General features: G+C 63.3%; 12 protein-coding genes. 10 read left to right on the top strand and 2 right to left on the bottom strand.

Features of this window, described 5'->3' with window-relative positions:
- Positions 1–59 precede the first annotated feature (59 nt).
- The 10 genes from HND55_10610 (at position 60) to aceK (ending at position 9867) form a co-directional block, all read left to right on the top strand.
- Complete coding sequence (locus HND55_10610; protein ID QKK03052.1) at positions 60–2174, top strand: hypothetical protein; 2115 nt, start codon at positions 60–62, stop codon at positions 2172–2174.
- Between the two features lie 95 nt (positions 2175–2269).
- Entirely contained in the window at positions 2270–3490 is a 1221-nt protein-coding gene (locus HND55_10605) for a DUF418 domain-containing protein (GenBank protein ID QKK03051.1), read from the top strand.
- Positions 3487–4086, top strand: a complete 600-nt coding sequence (locus HND55_10600; GenBank protein QKK03050.1) for a hypothetical protein — start codon at positions 3487–3489, stop codon at positions 4084–4086. Before HND55_10605 ends, HND55_10600 begins: the two co-directional genes overlap by 4 nt.
- Before the next feature lie 127 nt (positions 4087–4213).
- Positions 4214–4600: a SnoaL-like domain-containing protein gene (locus tag HND55_10595; protein QKK03049.1), complete on the top strand. Its 387-nt coding sequence runs from the start codon at positions 4214–4216 to the stop codon at positions 4598–4600.
- A 51-nt stretch (positions 4601–4651) separates the two neighbouring features.
- Positions 4652–5233 carry a biphenyl 2,3-dioxygenase gene (locus HND55_10590; GenBank protein ID QKK03048.1) on the top strand — a complete coding sequence of 194 codons (582 nt, stop codon included), beginning with the start codon at positions 4652–4654 and terminating at the stop codon, positions 5231–5233.
- 36 nt (positions 5234–5269) lie between these two features.
- Positions 5270–5644 carry a nuclear transport factor 2 family protein gene (locus HND55_10585; protein QKK03047.1) on the top strand — a complete coding sequence of 125 codons (375 nt, stop codon included), beginning with the start codon at positions 5270–5272 and terminating at the stop codon, positions 5642–5644.
- Between the two features lie 90 nt (positions 5645–5734).
- Positions 5735–6511: an SDR family oxidoreductase gene (locus HND55_10580; protein ID QKK03046.1), complete on the top strand. Its 777-nt coding sequence runs from the start codon at positions 5735–5737 to the stop codon at positions 6509–6511.
- Between the two features lie 86 nt (positions 6512–6597).
- Positions 6598–7629: a nuclear transport factor 2 family protein gene (locus HND55_10575; protein ID QKK03045.1), complete on the top strand. Its 1032-nt coding sequence runs from the start codon at positions 6598–6600 to the stop codon at positions 7627–7629.
- Between the two features lie 79 nt (positions 7630–7708).
- A complete protein-coding gene (locus HND55_10570; protein ID QKK03044.1) occupies positions 7709–7888 on the top strand; it encodes a hypothetical protein in 180 nt (59 codons plus the stop codon).
- A 236-nt stretch (positions 7889–8124) separates the two neighbouring features.
- Positions 8125–9867 carry a bifunctional isocitrate dehydrogenase kinase/phosphatase gene (aceK, locus tag HND55_10565; GenBank protein QKK03043.1) on the top strand — a complete coding sequence of 581 codons (1743 nt, stop codon included), beginning with the start codon at positions 8125–8127 and terminating at the stop codon, positions 9865–9867.
- A 30-nt stretch (positions 9868–9897) separates the two neighbouring features.
- On the opposite strand, the gene HND55_10560 is transcribed toward aceK, so the two are convergent.
- Together HND55_10560 and HND55_10555 are read right to left on the bottom strand one after the other, a co-directional pair.
- Positions 9898–12156: a S9 family peptidase gene (locus HND55_10560; GenBank protein ID QKK03042.1), complete on the bottom strand. Its 2259-nt coding sequence runs from the start codon at positions 12154–12156 to the stop codon at positions 9898–9900.
- Positions 12157–12275: 119 nt separating this feature from the next.
- Positions 12276–14276 carry a tetratricopeptide repeat protein gene (locus HND55_10555; protein ID QKK03041.1) on the bottom strand — a complete coding sequence of 667 codons (2001 nt, stop codon included), beginning with the start codon at positions 14274–14276 and terminating at the stop codon, positions 12276–12278.
- Positions 14277–14393 lie beyond the last annotated feature (117 nt).

Raw genomic sequence — 14393 nt, 5'->3', positions numbered from 1 at the left:
CTCTTTCAGCCCGGGCTTGCCCGCGTAGCGCGCGCTGCGGCACTGCGATGAACTACGTGATGAAATCACAGGCCAGGGTCGTCGCAAGCACCACGCTGCATGTGACCCTGTTCGGTGGTTTTCGGCTGCATGCCCCGGACGGCGCCGAGATCATGGTCAAGGGCAAGCGCTGTCAGGCACTGCTGGCTGTGCTTTGCCTGCGGCCTGGCCGGCCCATGGACCGGGACCGCGTCAGCGCGCTGTTGTGGCCGGGTAAATTCCGCGCGCATGCCCGAGCCAGCCTGCGTCAGACCCTGCTGGAGCTCAAAAAGCAGCTCAGCCCGTTTGGCGACGATGTGCTCGACAGCGAACGCAATCGAGTGGCTATCCAGGACCAGTACGTGCAGTCGGACTTGAGCGGACTGGAAGACGCGCTGGCCCGGGGGCAAGCCGAGCAGGTCGTCGGTCAGGTCATTGCCATTGGCCGAAAGCCATTGCTCAACGGCATCGAGCTGGGCGAGCCGTTCGCTCGCTGGCTGGCCGATCAGCGAGCGCAGGTCGAGCAGCGCCTGCAGCGGGCGGTCGAGCAGGCGCTGGCGCAGTGGCCGGGGCAGGGCCGGGTTGCCGAATCCGCCCGTTTGCGCGATGCCTGGCGATTGCGCGACGCCGGTCTGGCGCTCAGTGATGGCGATCCGCGTATCCGGATGGCCGTGCTGCCGTTCCAGTGGCCGGAGGCCGACGAAAGGGTCGGACCCATCGCGCTGGGCTTGTTCAACGAACTGGTCACCGCCCTGGGACAGGTGCCGCAGCTGCTGGTCGCCGGGCGTGCTTCTTGCCTGATGGCGACTCGCATGGATCAGCCGCTGCCCGAGATTGCGGGCGCTTTGCGCGTGGCCTATCTGCTCGAGGGCTCGGTTCATCGGCAGGACGAGCGGCTGCGGGTGCACATCAACCTGATTGATGGACAGACCGGCTTCGAATCCTGGGCCAAGGTCTATCATGGCAATGCCCGGGATGCGTTCGCCTTGCAGGCCGAAATTGCCCGCGAGGTCACGGGCGAGCTGGGTCGGGTGTTGAAGATCGACGTTCAAGTGCCCGGGCGGCGCCAAACCACTCCCAGCGACGAGGCCTACACGCTTTACCTACAGGGCAGGGCCCTGACTGCACGCGCAATCGGCGATGGCGTGCTGGCCAAGGCCGTGGAACTGCTTGAGGCGTCGCTGGCGATTGATCCGGAGTTCGCCGCCTGCTGGACGGCGCTGGCCGAGGCGCAGGTCTACACCGCCGTCTACACCCCCTGCCTGGATCGGCTCGAAAAGTCGGCGCGTATGGCCGAGTGTGCGCTGAAGGCGATCGAGCTGGATCCCGGCCAGGGTCACGCGCGCGCCATGCTGGGAATCCATCGCTGGACCCAGAACGATCCGGTCGGCGCGCTGGACCTGGCTTTTGAGGCCTACCGGCTCGAGCCCGACAACCCGGATGTCGCGCTGCGCCTGGGCTCGTTCCTGCTCTACATCGGCCAAACGCGCGAGGCGCTGCCCTACATCGAGGCCGCCATCGACCAGGATCCGGTCAACGGCCGCAACTTCGCGATGCTTTGTGTCGCCCGGCTCAACCTCGGCAACATCGATGAAGCGGTCGCTGCCGGCCAGCGAATGGTCGATCTTGGCCTGCCCTCGATGTGGCTGGCGGTGGCCACGGCGGCATCGGGAGATCGCAAGCTCGCCGTGGAGCAGTACTGGCAGACGCGATTTTTGATGAACAGCGTGATCTTTCCGCCGGCCGGCACCAGGCCGCTCTCGGGTCCGGCCCTGGATACCTTCTGGCGGATCGCCGCCCGGGGGGTTTGCAGCGGGCGCGCGGTTCATCGGAAGCTGTATTGCGCCATGCTCGACTATCTCCACGCCACCCTGCCGGATGCCAGCGACACCAGCATCGTCGCCCCGGCCATCTGGATGGGCTACAGCAAGATGGTCTTCAAGACGCTCGGTGCGCAGATTACCCCGGCCAACATGTATTGCCTGATGTCGCTGTGGGCCGATATCGAGCCCATCCGCCAGGTCCGCCTGCATCCCGAATTTCTCGCATTCGCCGAACGCATCGGCCTGGTTGCGGCCTGGAACAAGTACGGCTGGCCGGATCTGCTGCCGGCGCCGAATCTCACGGAAAATTCCTGCTTGGTCAACGCCGATTGACGCAGAAATGACGCAACTCTGACGCTGGCGGCATTGATGCGGCGCCGAGAGCGGCGCAGGCTATTTGTGATGAACATCACATTCAGCAGGGCATCATGACTGACCTGGCGCCGACCGGTCGCAACGAACGCCACGATGTGCTGGACGCACTCAGAGGCTTTGCCCTGTTCGGCATCTTTCTGGCCAATATACGCTTCTTCAGCGGCTGGGAGTTTCTCGGGCCGGAGCAGCGAAACGTCCTGGCCGGCAGCGCATTTGATCTGATCGATTTCCTGCACCTGGCCGTCATCGACGGCAAGTTCTATACCCTGTTTTCTTTCCTGTTCGGGCTGGGTTTTGCCCTTCAGCTGGCACGGCTCGAAGGTCGTGGCGCGGCCGCCACGCGGATCTATCTACGCCGTACCAGTATCCTGCTGGGCATTGGCCTGCTCCATCTGTTCGTGTTCTGGGTGGGCGACATCCTGGCGCCCTACGCGCTGCTCGGTTTCGTGCTGCTGGCCGTCCGGCACTGGACCGACCGGACCCTGCTGATCGTCGCGGGCCTTGCGCTGCTGGTGCCCATCGCCGGTTACGCGCTGTTCTGGGCTTTTGGCGTGGATCAGAGCCTGGGCCTGTACAACCTGGCCTATGCCATGATGCCGCCGGGGGCCGAAGATCCGATGGTCGATCTTCGCCTGAGCGACTGGAGCGAGCGGCTGCAGTCTTCCTTCGCTCTCGGCGTGCTGCGCTTCGGTTACCTGTTCGACACCTGGCGCTGGCCGAAGCTGTTCGCGATCATGCTGCTCGGCCTGTGGGCCGGGCGCAGGCTGGTGCGCGGTGAACTGCTCGGCAACACCCGGCTGCTGGTCGGCGTCCTGATGATCGGTGGGTTGTCAGGTCTCGTGGCCGGCCCGATCCTGGCCGCACTCGACGGTATCGGCTTTGACCGGCCGCATTCCCTGAACGGCCTGTATGCCGTCATCGCCTACACCTTCGCCGTGATTCCGCTCGGCCTGGCCTATGCCGCCGGGTTCGTGCTGCTGTGGCGCCGCGCTTCGGGCAGCCTGCGGCTGCTGGCCGCGCCCGGGCGCATGGCGCTGACCAACTACCTGGGCCAGACCCTGATCGGGCTGACGGTCTTCTACGGGATTGGTTTCGACCAGGCTGGCCAGTGGCCGATTCAGGCGTTGATTGCATTTGCCTGCGCGGTGTATCTCACCCAGGCCGTGCTCTCCAACCTCTGGCTCAAAGCATTCCAGTACGGCCCGTTGGAGTGGCTGTGGCGAGCACTGACCTACGGCTCGGCGCCAAAGCTGAGGCGGGCGATGGCGACATGAAAAATGCGCTTTTAAAGGCGGACATGATTTCGTGCAGAAAGGAGGTCCATCTCCAGAAAGCCGGAAACCGCGAAAACGCGGAATCAAACCACAACACTGTCAAAACTCAAAGAGGAAATGCTATGCAACGCTTAAATCTTGTGCGCACATGCGCAATTGCTTTCTCCATGTTGCTGGGTGTAGTGATCGCTGCCCCGGCTGCGGCCCAATTGGAAGCCTGGGAAGACTATGAGATATCCGACGCGTACTGGACCATAACAACGGTCAAGCTCGATCCAGGCACTCAGGGTATTTATCTGGAGGGGTTGAAGTCGACCTGGGCCTCAGCAAACGAAGTCGCCAAATCGCTCGGCCATGTCGAGGACTACGCGATCTACGCCAACCAGGTACCAGCGCGAGGTGCCTTCGATCTGATGCTGGTCATCAAGTTCCCGAGCACCGAAATGATGGCGCCGAGCCGCGAACGGTACAACGCGTTCATGGAAGCCTGGGGACAGGAAAACATGGATGCCAGCAACGAGAAAGTGCTCGAGCTGTATAACGAGATCCGGGAAATCCAGGGCGAATACATGCTTCGCGAAATCACGTTGAAGTAATCGACACGTCCGCTGCGCTGCAAGGGAAATGTTTCCTTGCAGCGCAGCAACCCGCTCCCGATCAATCGACGACCCGCCGAGGGCCTCATGGCCACATCTCCCCCACGGTGTACCAGGCAGCCCGTTGATGCGTGCTGATCGCTCGCCGCCACCACCAGGCGTGGACTCGGTCGCCAGCGATTTCACGGCGATGTGGCTGGCGGGCGAATTCTGCGCCGCCGGCGAAAAGTACTGGGCCGATGACGTCGTGAGCATCGAGCCGCACGCACTGCCGGACGGTGGCGACCAGATCTGCCGGGGTATCGAGGCGGTGCGGGCCAGGAACCGCTGCTGGCTGGCCACCCACGGCGTCGAGGATCTGAGCATTGATGGTCCTTTCGTGACCGGAAATCACTTCGCGCTGTTTGCCGACATGCTGATCGCCCACGCCGGCCGGCGCACGCCGCACAGCCGGATTGCCGTGTTTGCCGTGCGCGATGGCCGGATCGTCGAGGAGCGCTTTTTTTACGACTGAGAAAGCCCACCAGGGGCTGCCTTGTTACCAAGTCGCACCGAGGAAGATCGTATGCCTGCCACCCCCAAAGCCCTGGCCCACGTGGTCTACCGCACCCGCCGTTTTGCCGAAATGCTGCGCTGGTATGGAATCGTGTTTGGCGCCCGGGTCCAGCATCAGAATCCGGCGATGAGTTTTCTGACCTTCGACGACGAGCACCACCGATTCGCCTTTCTCGACCTGTCGGTTATCGATCCGTCCGGCACGGAACCGGAGAAAAAAGACTGGACCGGCGTCGATCACCTGGCCTGGACCTACGCGTCGCTGAATGATCTTTTCGAGATCTACGGCCACTGCAAGGCCAACGGAATCGAGCCGTACTGGTGCGTCCACCATGGCCTGACCATCTCGATGTACTACGCCGATCCCGACGGCAACCAGATGGAGTTCCAGGTCGATGCCTTCGATACGGCCGAGGAATGCAACGCCTATATTTCCGGCCCGTCTTTCGAGGCCAACCCGGTCGGTGTCGAGTTCGATCCCGAAGCATGGTTGGCCGCCGTGCAGGACGGTGCTGCGCTGGAGGATTTCCGGGTTCGCACTGTGCATAAGCCGGTCTCGCCCATCCGTGGGGCAGTCAGCGCGTTGCTCTGAAGCGATCGCAGCCTTGGCAAAACAGGAGAACAATGCATGAGTGATTCAAGCAGCAGCGACGAGACCGCACAGATCGAAGTCCTGATGCAGACCTACATCGAGGGCGGCCGATCGGGCAACAACGAGATCCTGCGCCCGATCTTCCATGAACTGGCCACGATCTGCGGCTACGTCGGCCCCGACCTGTTCGCCGGACCGATCGAGATGTTCTATGACTGGCATGCCGATAACGGCCCGGCCGCCGATCTGGTGGCCGGAGACATGCGGATCGACGTCGAAGGCAGCGCCGCCAGCGTTCGAATCGAGCTCGAAAACTGGACCGGCCACCGCTTCACCGACTTCTTCACGCTGGTCAGAATTGACGGGCAGTGGCAGATCATGAGCAAGGTGTTCTATCTGCATGCGGAATAGGCGATCAGGGAACGGTCGTCAGGAGGGTGCAACGGCGCTACGGCGGTTTCCCGATGCAGCCCGAAAACCTTCAACGCGAGGAATCCAGCAATGAGATTGAGAAACAAAGTAGCGATCATTACCGGCGCGACCGGGGGCATTGGTGAGGCCATCGCAAGGCGATTTCTGGACGAGGGTGCCAGTTTGATGCTGGTCGGGCGTTCCGAAGACAAGCTCGCCGCGCTGGTCGAACGACTGGACGGCGGTGATTCGGTGGCACACGCCGTGGCCGAGGCTGGGGATGATCCGGCCAATGCCGCGGCGATTGCTCGATGCGTCGATCGTTTCGGCGGGCTGGACATCATGCTGGCCAATGCCGGATCCGAAGGCACCGTGCGGCCCCTGAACGAGCAATCCTTCGATGATTTCGAATCCCTGCTGCGCACCAATGTGCTCGGTGTCTGGCTGAGCATGAAGTACAGCGTCGAGCCGATGAAACGACGCGGCAGCGGTTCCATCATCGCGCTGGGGTCCATTGCCAGCGTCATCGGCTTCCCGGGCCTGCTGCCCTACATCGCCAGCAAGCACGCGGTGCTGGGCATGGTCAGGACCGCCGCGCTGGAGCTGGGTGAGGTCAACATCCGAGTCAATGCCATCGGTCCCGGCCCGGTCCAGAACCGCATGATCGATTCGATTTTCGAGCAGGCCGCGGTCGATGGCGAGATCGATGCCGCGACGATGGCCGACGGCATGCGAGACGCGATCGCGATGAAGCGCTTCGGGCGCAATGAAGAAGTCGCCAACCTGGCCCTGTTTCTGGCCAGCGACGAGTCGAGCTACTGCAGCGGCGGCATCCACATGATCGACGGCGGGTTTACTGCGGCCTGACCGATGCTCGTTCGAAGCATGGCATCGCAACTCACAGTCCGGCCGGGGCGCGAGATCGACATTGATTCCCAGTTGGAGAAGCGTCGTTGAGTTCGGAATCCGGGCCTCCTGATTCATTCACCGGGAAAGACTCGCCACCGGGTGCTGCGCTGGCATCGACGCCGGGCTCGATCGCTCAGCCGCACTCGGCACGTGCGGAGCGTCTGAACCGCTGGCTGACACTGGGCGCCAATGTTGGCGTCATCGTGGGCCTGCTCATCCTGATCGTCGAGGTCCGGCAGAACGCGGACCTGACCCGCGCCCAGATGGAATCGGGAAGGAACGATCTGCTGGCCCAGATCGAGCTGAGCCTTGCCACACCGGACATCGGTGCAGCCTGGGTCAAGTCGATTCGCGCACCGGAGAGCCTGACCGACGTCGAAGTCCGGACGGTCGAATCGCATCTGGTGGCCGTGATGCTGCAGCTCGACCATATGTTCAACATGGAGAAAATCGGTCTGGTCTCGCGCGAGGAGGCTCGACGGCATGTCCAGAACGTCGTGCCCTACTATTTCGGCAGCCGCCACGGCAAGAACTGGTGGCGCTGGCAGGAAGGCGGCTGGGACGGCACGCCGATGATGGAGGTCGCCGGCCCGATCGTGGACGCGGTCGATGAGAATTTCATGCTCCGCTACCTGGATGGATCGCGACTTGGCAGGCCGCCCGACGAACGATCGTACGCCCCGGAACCTGACGACATCGAACGCGAAGCGCAGCACTTCATGGAACGCTACGCTGCCGACCTGCGCCGCCACGATCGAGCTGCAGTAGCCCAGCGCTACGACCGTGATGGCGCGACAGTGATCTTCAACGGTGAGCGAAATGCAAGCACCTTCGATGAAATCGTGGCGCGCTACCGCGATCAATGGATCGGGCCGGTCAGCTTCGAATGGCAGGATCTGGCCTTCCAGGTCCTTGGGCCGGACACGGTCATCGTGACCTGCGAGTTCGACTGGGGCGCACAAGACGGTATCGAGAGATATTCCTACTCCGGCATCCTGCAGCGCCAGGAAGGCGAGCTCAGGATCCGGTTGGAAGTCGAATCCCTTCTGGGTGACTCGAAGGACGCGCCACCATGATCCTGCGCAGCTTCACGAAGCACGTCCGCGACCAGAACTGGTTCGCCGTCGGTGTCGACTTCCTGATCGTCATCCTGGCGTGTTCATCGGCATCCAGGTGGCCAACTGGAATGATTCGCGGATCGATAAAGGCAGGGCGGTGGCCTATCTGGAGCAGGTCGCCGAGCACGATCAGCTGATGGTCGAACGTCAGCGCCGGACTGAGGCTGGTGAATCGCGCCAGTCGGTGGTTGCGATTCGCTTGATCCCGGCGCTGTGATAGTTGGCGGCAAGCAGCGTATCGAGCACTCGCTTGCGGCCCAGCCGATGGCGCTGCATCCAGTCGGTAAACAGTGGAAACGAATGCTGAAAAGCTGGTATCCAGCCCGATCACGAATCGTTTTCCGGCAATTCATCGAGCAGATCATCACCGGCGGTCAGCGGGCGAAGCACCCGGCCGTTGCCCCGCCCGGCGTTCAAGGGTTCCACCGCGCGGATTCCCGGTACAATCGGCTCATGTCCCGGATTGTCGATCGTCAGCGGCAGGATCATCGCCACCGCGAACTGGTGACCAAGGTCAGCGGACTGGTTGTGGCCGCCTTCGACGACTACAACGCCAGTTTTTCCGACATCACCCGCCGTGGCAAGCGGCGCTTCGAGCGCGGCGATAGAGCCGGCATGCGTGCGGATGTGGTTGCCCGCCTGGAGCTCTACGACCAGGCCGTCAATGAGACCATATCGCGGCTCGAAGCGGTGCTGGCCAATCGCCTGTTTTCGCGCAGCATCTGGCGCGACATGCGACAGCACTACGCTGAGCTGATTCGTCGAAAACTCGACGCCGAGCTCTACAAGACCTTCTTCAACACGATCACGCGGCGGCTATTCAAGACGCGCGGCGTTGACCCGGCTATCGAGTTTGTCGCCTTCGATCTGCAGCCGTCCGACCGCATTCAGCAACCGGTGGCCAAGCACACCTGGATCGTCGGCGACAGCCTGGCCGGCACCTTTGGCCGGGTGCTCGACGAGTATCGCTTCTCGCTGCCCTGGGCCCACGTGGGGCGTGACTGCGTGCGACTGGCAAAGCGCCTGTGCGAGCAGTTCGTCGACGATGAGCCGCTGTCGATCGAGCTGCTTGAGACCGTGTTCTACCGCGAGGGTCGCGCCTACCTGGTCGGCCGGGTACTCGGCCGCACCCGCCATCTGCCCTGCGTGATTGCGCTGTGTCGTCGCGACAGCGCCATCGTGGTCGACGCCTTGTTGACCCGCCGACTTCAGCTAAGCATCCTGTTCGGCTACACCTACAGCTATTTCCTGGCCGATTTACCAACGGTTGCCGACGCGGTGGTGTTCCTGCGTACCCTGCTGCCGGACAAGCCGGTCGACGAGCTCTACTCGGTACTGGGCCGGGCCAAGCAAGGCAAGACCGAGCGCTACCGCGCCTTCTCCCGTCATCTGAGCGATCATCCCGATGAGCGCATGGTCGAGGCCGAAGGGCAGCGGGGCATGGTCATGGTGGTGTTTACCCTGCCGTCCTACCCGCTGGTCTTCAAGCTGCTTCGTGACCAGTTCGCCCCGGCCAAGACGATCAAGCGCCATGAAGTGATTGACCGCTATCAGCTGGTCTATCGACACGACCGGGTCGGGCGCCTGCTTGATGTGCAGGAGTTCAAGGATCTGCGCTTTCCCCGCGAACGCTTTTCCCCCGAACTGCTCGAGGAACTGTTTGGCGAATGTGCCCGCATCGTCCACGCCGACGGTGATGATGTCGTCATTCGCCATTGCTACGTCGAACGGCGCGTTCGCCCGCTCGATCTTTATCTCGTCGAAGCAGACGGCCGCGCTGCTGCCCGGGCCCTGGTGGACATGGGGCAGGCGCTCAAGGATCTGGCCCGTTCGAATATCTTCGCCGGTGATCTGTTGCCGAAGAACTTCGGCGTGACCCGCTCGGGTCGGGTGGTGTTCTACGACTACGACGAGCTTTCACTGCTGACCGAGTGCCGCTTTCGGCGGTTGCCCGAGGCGCGTGACGACATTGAGCTCTACAGCCCCGAGCCCTGGTTTCATGTCGACGACAGCGACATCTTTCCGGAGGAATTCCGCCGCTTTATCGGCTTGCGCGAGGACCACCTGGCCGTTGTAGAGCGCAGCCACGGCGAATTGTTCGACGCCGCCTGGTGGCAATCGGTTCGCGACCGCCTGGCGACCGGGGAATCGCTTGACGTCGCCCCGTATGACGATCAGGCCCGGTTGAGTCGCTGAACCTAAGGAGTCTTCGAAGAGAAGCCTTTGTTATTCAGTGGAGCCCGTCGGCCTGAGGTGTCGGTCAAGAAACCGCGTGATCATCCGGTAGACATGCAGGCGCGGCCCCTCGCCGGCGATGGCGTGTTTCTCGCCCGGGTAAGCCATCAGCTCGAAGGGAAACGCGCGTGACTGCAGGTCGTGCATCAGTCTGGTCGAGTGGGTGAACAGCACGTTGTCGTCGGCCATGCCGTGAATGAGCAGCAGGGGATCGGTCATGGCGTCGGCATAAGTCAGCACATTGCCTTTCTCATAGGCCTCCGGGTGGTCCTGCGGCCGGCCCAGATAGCGTTCGGTGTAGTGGGTGTCGTAGAGTGACCAGTCGGAGACCGGCGCGACCGAAACGCCGGCCGCGAATTCCCCCGGATACTGCGAGAGCGCCATCAGGCTCATATAGCCGCCATAGCTCCAGCCGAAGATGCCGATACGCTCGCCGTCGACGAACTCGAGCGAGCGCAGCCAGTCCACGCCCACCATCTGGTCGGGCATTTCGACCTGGCCGAGTTTGAGGTAGGCCGCATCCTGAAACGCCTTGCCCTGACGTTCGACGCCGCGATTGTCGAGTGAAAACACCAGGTAGCCTTGGCGCGCCATGTACTGGTCGATGAGCATCCGTCGCGACCAGCTGTCGGTGACCAGGCGATGAGTGGGACCACCGTAGACGTGCACGAAGACCGGATATTTCTGCCCGGGATCGAAATCGGCCGGCCGAATGAGCCGGTAGTGAAGGGCGTGTCCGGCCGGTGCGGTGAGGGTGCCGAACTCGGTCGGTCGGTGTCCGTCCAGATAGGGGCCGTAGGGGTGATTCTGGTCAAGGCGATTTTCCAGCAGCCAGGCCAGGCGCTCTCCGTCGATATTGTGGAGGGACAGCTGCGGCGGCTGTCGACTGCTCGAGAAAGTGTCGACGTAGACGCGCCCGCCACGATCCATGCTGACCTCATGCCAGCCGGAGCGGCGCGAAATGCGGTTGACCACTTCGGGCGAGCGGGTGACCAGGGACTGCCGGTACAGGTGTTTTTCGGTGGCCGACACCTCCGATCCGGTGAAGTAGACCATGCCCAGTTCCTCGTCGACGCCGGCCAGCGCGTCGACCTGCCAGTCCCCGGCGGTCAGCGGCCGGATCAACTCGCCTTCGAAATCATACAGGTAGAGGTGCCGGAAGCCGCTGCGCTCCGACGACCAGATAAACGCCGGCATGCCGCTGAGGAAATGCAGGTCGTCGTGCAGGTTGACCCAGGTCTGGCTGGTTTCGGTCAGCAGGCTGCGCGTCTCGCCACTATCGATATTGGCGATGACCAGCTCGAGGGTTTTCTGGTCCCGGCTCTGGCGCTGGAAGCTGAGCTGCTCGGCATTGGGCAGCCACTTCACCCGCGGGATGTAGATGTCGCGCGCATCGTCCAGATCCACCCAGGTCATGTCTCCCGACTCGATCTCGACGACACCGAGGCGGTAGGTCACGTTGTCGGTCCCGGCATAGGGATAGCGCTGCTCGGCCATTTCGATCGTGTCGGCCTGCACCTCGTAGCGGCGCGTGACTTCGACCGGGGACTCGTCGATCTGGAGAAAGGCGATATGCCTGCCGCTCGGGGACCACCAGAAGCCGGTGTCGCGACCCATTTCTTCCTGGGCGATGAACTCGGCCACGCCGTTGGCAATGGTGGCGGTCGCGCTGTCGGTCAGTGCCCGGGTCCGTCCGGACTCGACTTCGACCACCCACAGATTGCGCTCGCGCACGAAAGCCACGTGCTCACCGTCCGGTGCGATTTGTGGATCGGTGTCGAAGGTCTCGGCGTCGGTCAGCCGGCGAACCGTCTTGCTGTCGTCGGCCATGTCGAGCAGGTACACGTTGCCTTTGACCGGAAACAGCAGGAAGCGGCCGTCGTCCGAGAAGCGGTAGTCGACGATGCCGCGAAGGGCGGCGATTCGCGCGCGTTCGCGCCGGGCCTGTTCTTCGGCAGACAGCTCGATGCTCTCGTCGTGGACTGCGTCAGCGCTGACCAGCAGGCGGGTCTGGTCATCATCGACATGGTATTCCCACAGGTCGAGCAGATTACGGTCGTCCTCGCGGCCTCTGAGGAAAGTGACCCGGTCACCGTCTGGCGAAAGTTCGGCCCGGCGCAGGGTCGGTCCGGCCAGATCGGGTGAGGCAAAGATCCGTTCGAGGGTCAACGACGTTTCCCCGGCGCCGGCCGGGCCGCCCATCAACGCGGCGACCAGCAGCACCAGGAGCATTTGAATTCGGCGAGGCATGAGCGGCTTCATTCGGACATGGGTCAGCCGCCTATTCTCACGCGCGGTCGGCGCAATGGCAACAGCCGGCGTGTTTCGACACCGCCATCGGCAAGCGACATACCAAACCCAGAGAGGCTTTACGGCGCGTATCCAAGCTGCCGGGCATGCCGGTCCAGGGTATCGAGATACGGTGCCAGATAGGCGCGGTAGCGTTGCCACCGTCCGGACGATCGGCGATAGATTGCCTCGGCGACCTGGTGGTAGCTATTGGTTCGAATGCGTCCGCGCCGACGCGTGCGCTGCCCGGTGTCGGTCATGTCGGCGCGCCAGTCGACATCGAGGAATCTGCAAACTGCCTGGAGCTCGCCGTGCGGGTCCGCCACCAGATCCTCGTAGCGAAATGCGTGCAGGCGATCGCCAGCCGCCTCGGCCAGCCGCGGCCAGAGCCGCATCGTCGCATCGTAGAAGCGCACCGTGTTCTCCAGCGTGTCGCAATGGACAAACGCCTCGGTTGGCTCATAGAGCTGCATGTAGTTGCTCAGCACGACGTCGCAGGGGTGGCGATGAATGCACAGAAACCGCGCTGCCGGAAACAGGCGCCGGATTGCGGCGATATCGAGCAGCCGCAGGTGCAGCTTGTCGACGATGATCCGCGGCCGTTGATCGCGCAGGTAGCGTTGCGTCACGTCTCGATAAAGCGATCTTAAAGCCTTGCTCTGGCGGTGATCGAGTTGATCGACGGCAGCCGGGTAGCCTTGTGGCGTGTTCGCCAGCCGCTCGGCCAGCCGCTCGAAGGTCGGCTTTTCCTCGATGCTGGCGATTGCCGGATGGGCGTCGAGCAGTGTATCGAGCAAGGTCGTCCCGGAGCGGGGAAAGCCGACCAGGAAACACAGATCCGGGCCGGCATCAGCGGCGTTGATATCAACCGGTCGGGGCGGAGATTCGAGCCAGCGCGCCATCGCATCGATCCGGGCAAACCAGGCGTCGCGGTCAATCGCCCTGGTGCGCGGATCCTGTGCCTTGATCCGGTTGGCGACATCGAGTGCCTGCATGACCTGATCTGGCTGGTCGAGGCGGTCCATGCTCAGGGCAACCTCGTGGAAATACTGCTGGGCCAGCCGCGGCGGCAGACTGTCAGGTTGGATTTTCCGGAGCAGGCGTACGGCCTCCTCGACGTTGCCCTGGCGGCGATGAATCCGCGCCGATTCCAGGTTCAGGCGCGGGTGCCGGGGATGGTGGCGCAGGCCACGGACGACGGCCTGTCGGGCCGCGTTCAGGTCGCTTGAGAGCTCATGGACGGCAGCCAGTTCGGCAAGCAGCTCCGGATCTTCCGGCAATGTCTGCAGCGCCTGCTCAAGATGCCGGCAGGCTGCGCCGGCGTCACCAGTCTCGTTGTCGATGGCGGCCATGAATCGATGCGCGTCCGGATGGTCGGGCGCGAGCTCCAGCGCCCGTTCGAGCCGCCTGCGCGCTGCCGTCAGCGCGCCCTTGAGATGCAGCGCCAGGCCGGCGTGAATCAGAGCCTCGACGTGGTCCGGGTTCTTGGCGAGCAGCGATTCCAGATCATCCAGCGCCCCGACTACATCGTCAAGGTTCAGGCGCGTCAGGGCCAGATCCAGGCGCAGCTGCTCGGCGCCGGGAAACAGCGTCAGCGCGCGCTCGTAGGCCTGGCAGGCACCTTCGAGATCGCCCCCGGCACGCCGGGCGTGCGCCAGGGCCTGCCAGCCCGGGGCATGTTCCGGGACATTGGCAACCAGGCGCTCCAGCAAGGCCAGCGCCTGGCGGTCTTCGCCAAGGTTGTGACGCGCGCGGGCAAGATGAAGGATGGCGTCAGGGCGGTCCGGCGCCAGATCAAGCGCCACCTGGCAATGAGTGGCGGCGGCCGCATATCGTCCGGCCAGATGGTTGGCGAGGCCAAGATCGACCGGATCGTTCGAATCATGGATCAGGTCGCTTGCCTCGTCGATCCGACCCTCTACGAGCAGATAGTCGCGCAGCATCGAGCGTTTCTGTGGGCTGTCGATGTGCTGTCTGAGCAGCGCCTTTGCTGCATCCGTTCGGCCGGCAGCAAAGAGCTGGCGGGCGCGCTGCGGGACCGGGCCGGATTTGCCGTCGCTTACGTGTCGATCATCGCGCATGGGCAGTATTGTAATCGCCGTGACCGGCCACGCTGACTCAGGTCGTGATCAGGTGTAAACTAGCAGTCACAAATAAGCGCCGCGTTCGGGCCCATCAAACCCGCTGAACGAAACCGC

The sequence above is a fragment of the Pseudomonadota bacterium genome (assembly GCA_013285445.1).
GTDB lineage: Bacteria > Pseudomonadota > Gammaproteobacteria > Xanthomonadales > Wenzhouxiangellaceae > Wenzhouxiangella.
The sequence above is the reverse complement of the archived record's forward strand: the minus strand, read 5'-3'. Positions and strand labels throughout refer to the sequence as shown.

Coding starts and splice junctions, on each gene's coding strand:
- HND55_10610 (QKK03052.1), top strand. CDS start 60: ATGAAATCACAGGCCAGGGTCGTCGCAAGCACCACGCTGCATGTGACC.
- HND55_10605 (QKK03051.1), top strand. CDS start 2,270: ATGACTGACCTGGCGCCGACCGGTCGCAACGAACGCCACGATGTGCTG.
- HND55_10600 (QKK03050.1), top strand. CDS start 3,487: ATGAAAAATGCGCTTTTAAAGGCGGACATGATTTCGTGCAGAAAGGAG.
- HND55_10595 (QKK03049.1), top strand. CDS start 4,214: ATGCGTGCTGATCGCTCGCCGCCACCACCAGGCGTGGACTCGGTCGCC.
- HND55_10590 (QKK03048.1), top strand. CDS start 4,652: ATGCCTGCCACCCCCAAAGCCCTGGCCCACGTGGTCTACCGCACCCGC.
- HND55_10585 (QKK03047.1), top strand. CDS start 5,270: ATGAGTGATTCAAGCAGCAGCGACGAGACCGCACAGATCGAAGTCCTG.
- HND55_10580 (QKK03046.1), top strand. CDS start 5,735: ATGAGATTGAGAAACAAAGTAGCGATCATTACCGGCGCGACCGGGGGC.
- aceK (QKK03043.1), top strand. CDS start 8,125: ATGTCCCGGATTGTCGATCGTCAGCGGCAGGATCATCGCCACCGCGAA.
- HND55_10560 (QKK03042.1), bottom strand. CDS start 12,156: ATGCCTCGCCGAATTCAAATGCTCCTGGTGCTGCTGGTCGCCGCGTTG.
- HND55_10555 (QKK03041.1), bottom strand. CDS start 14,276: ATGCGCGATGATCGACACGTAAGCGACGGCAAATCCGGCCCGGTCCCG.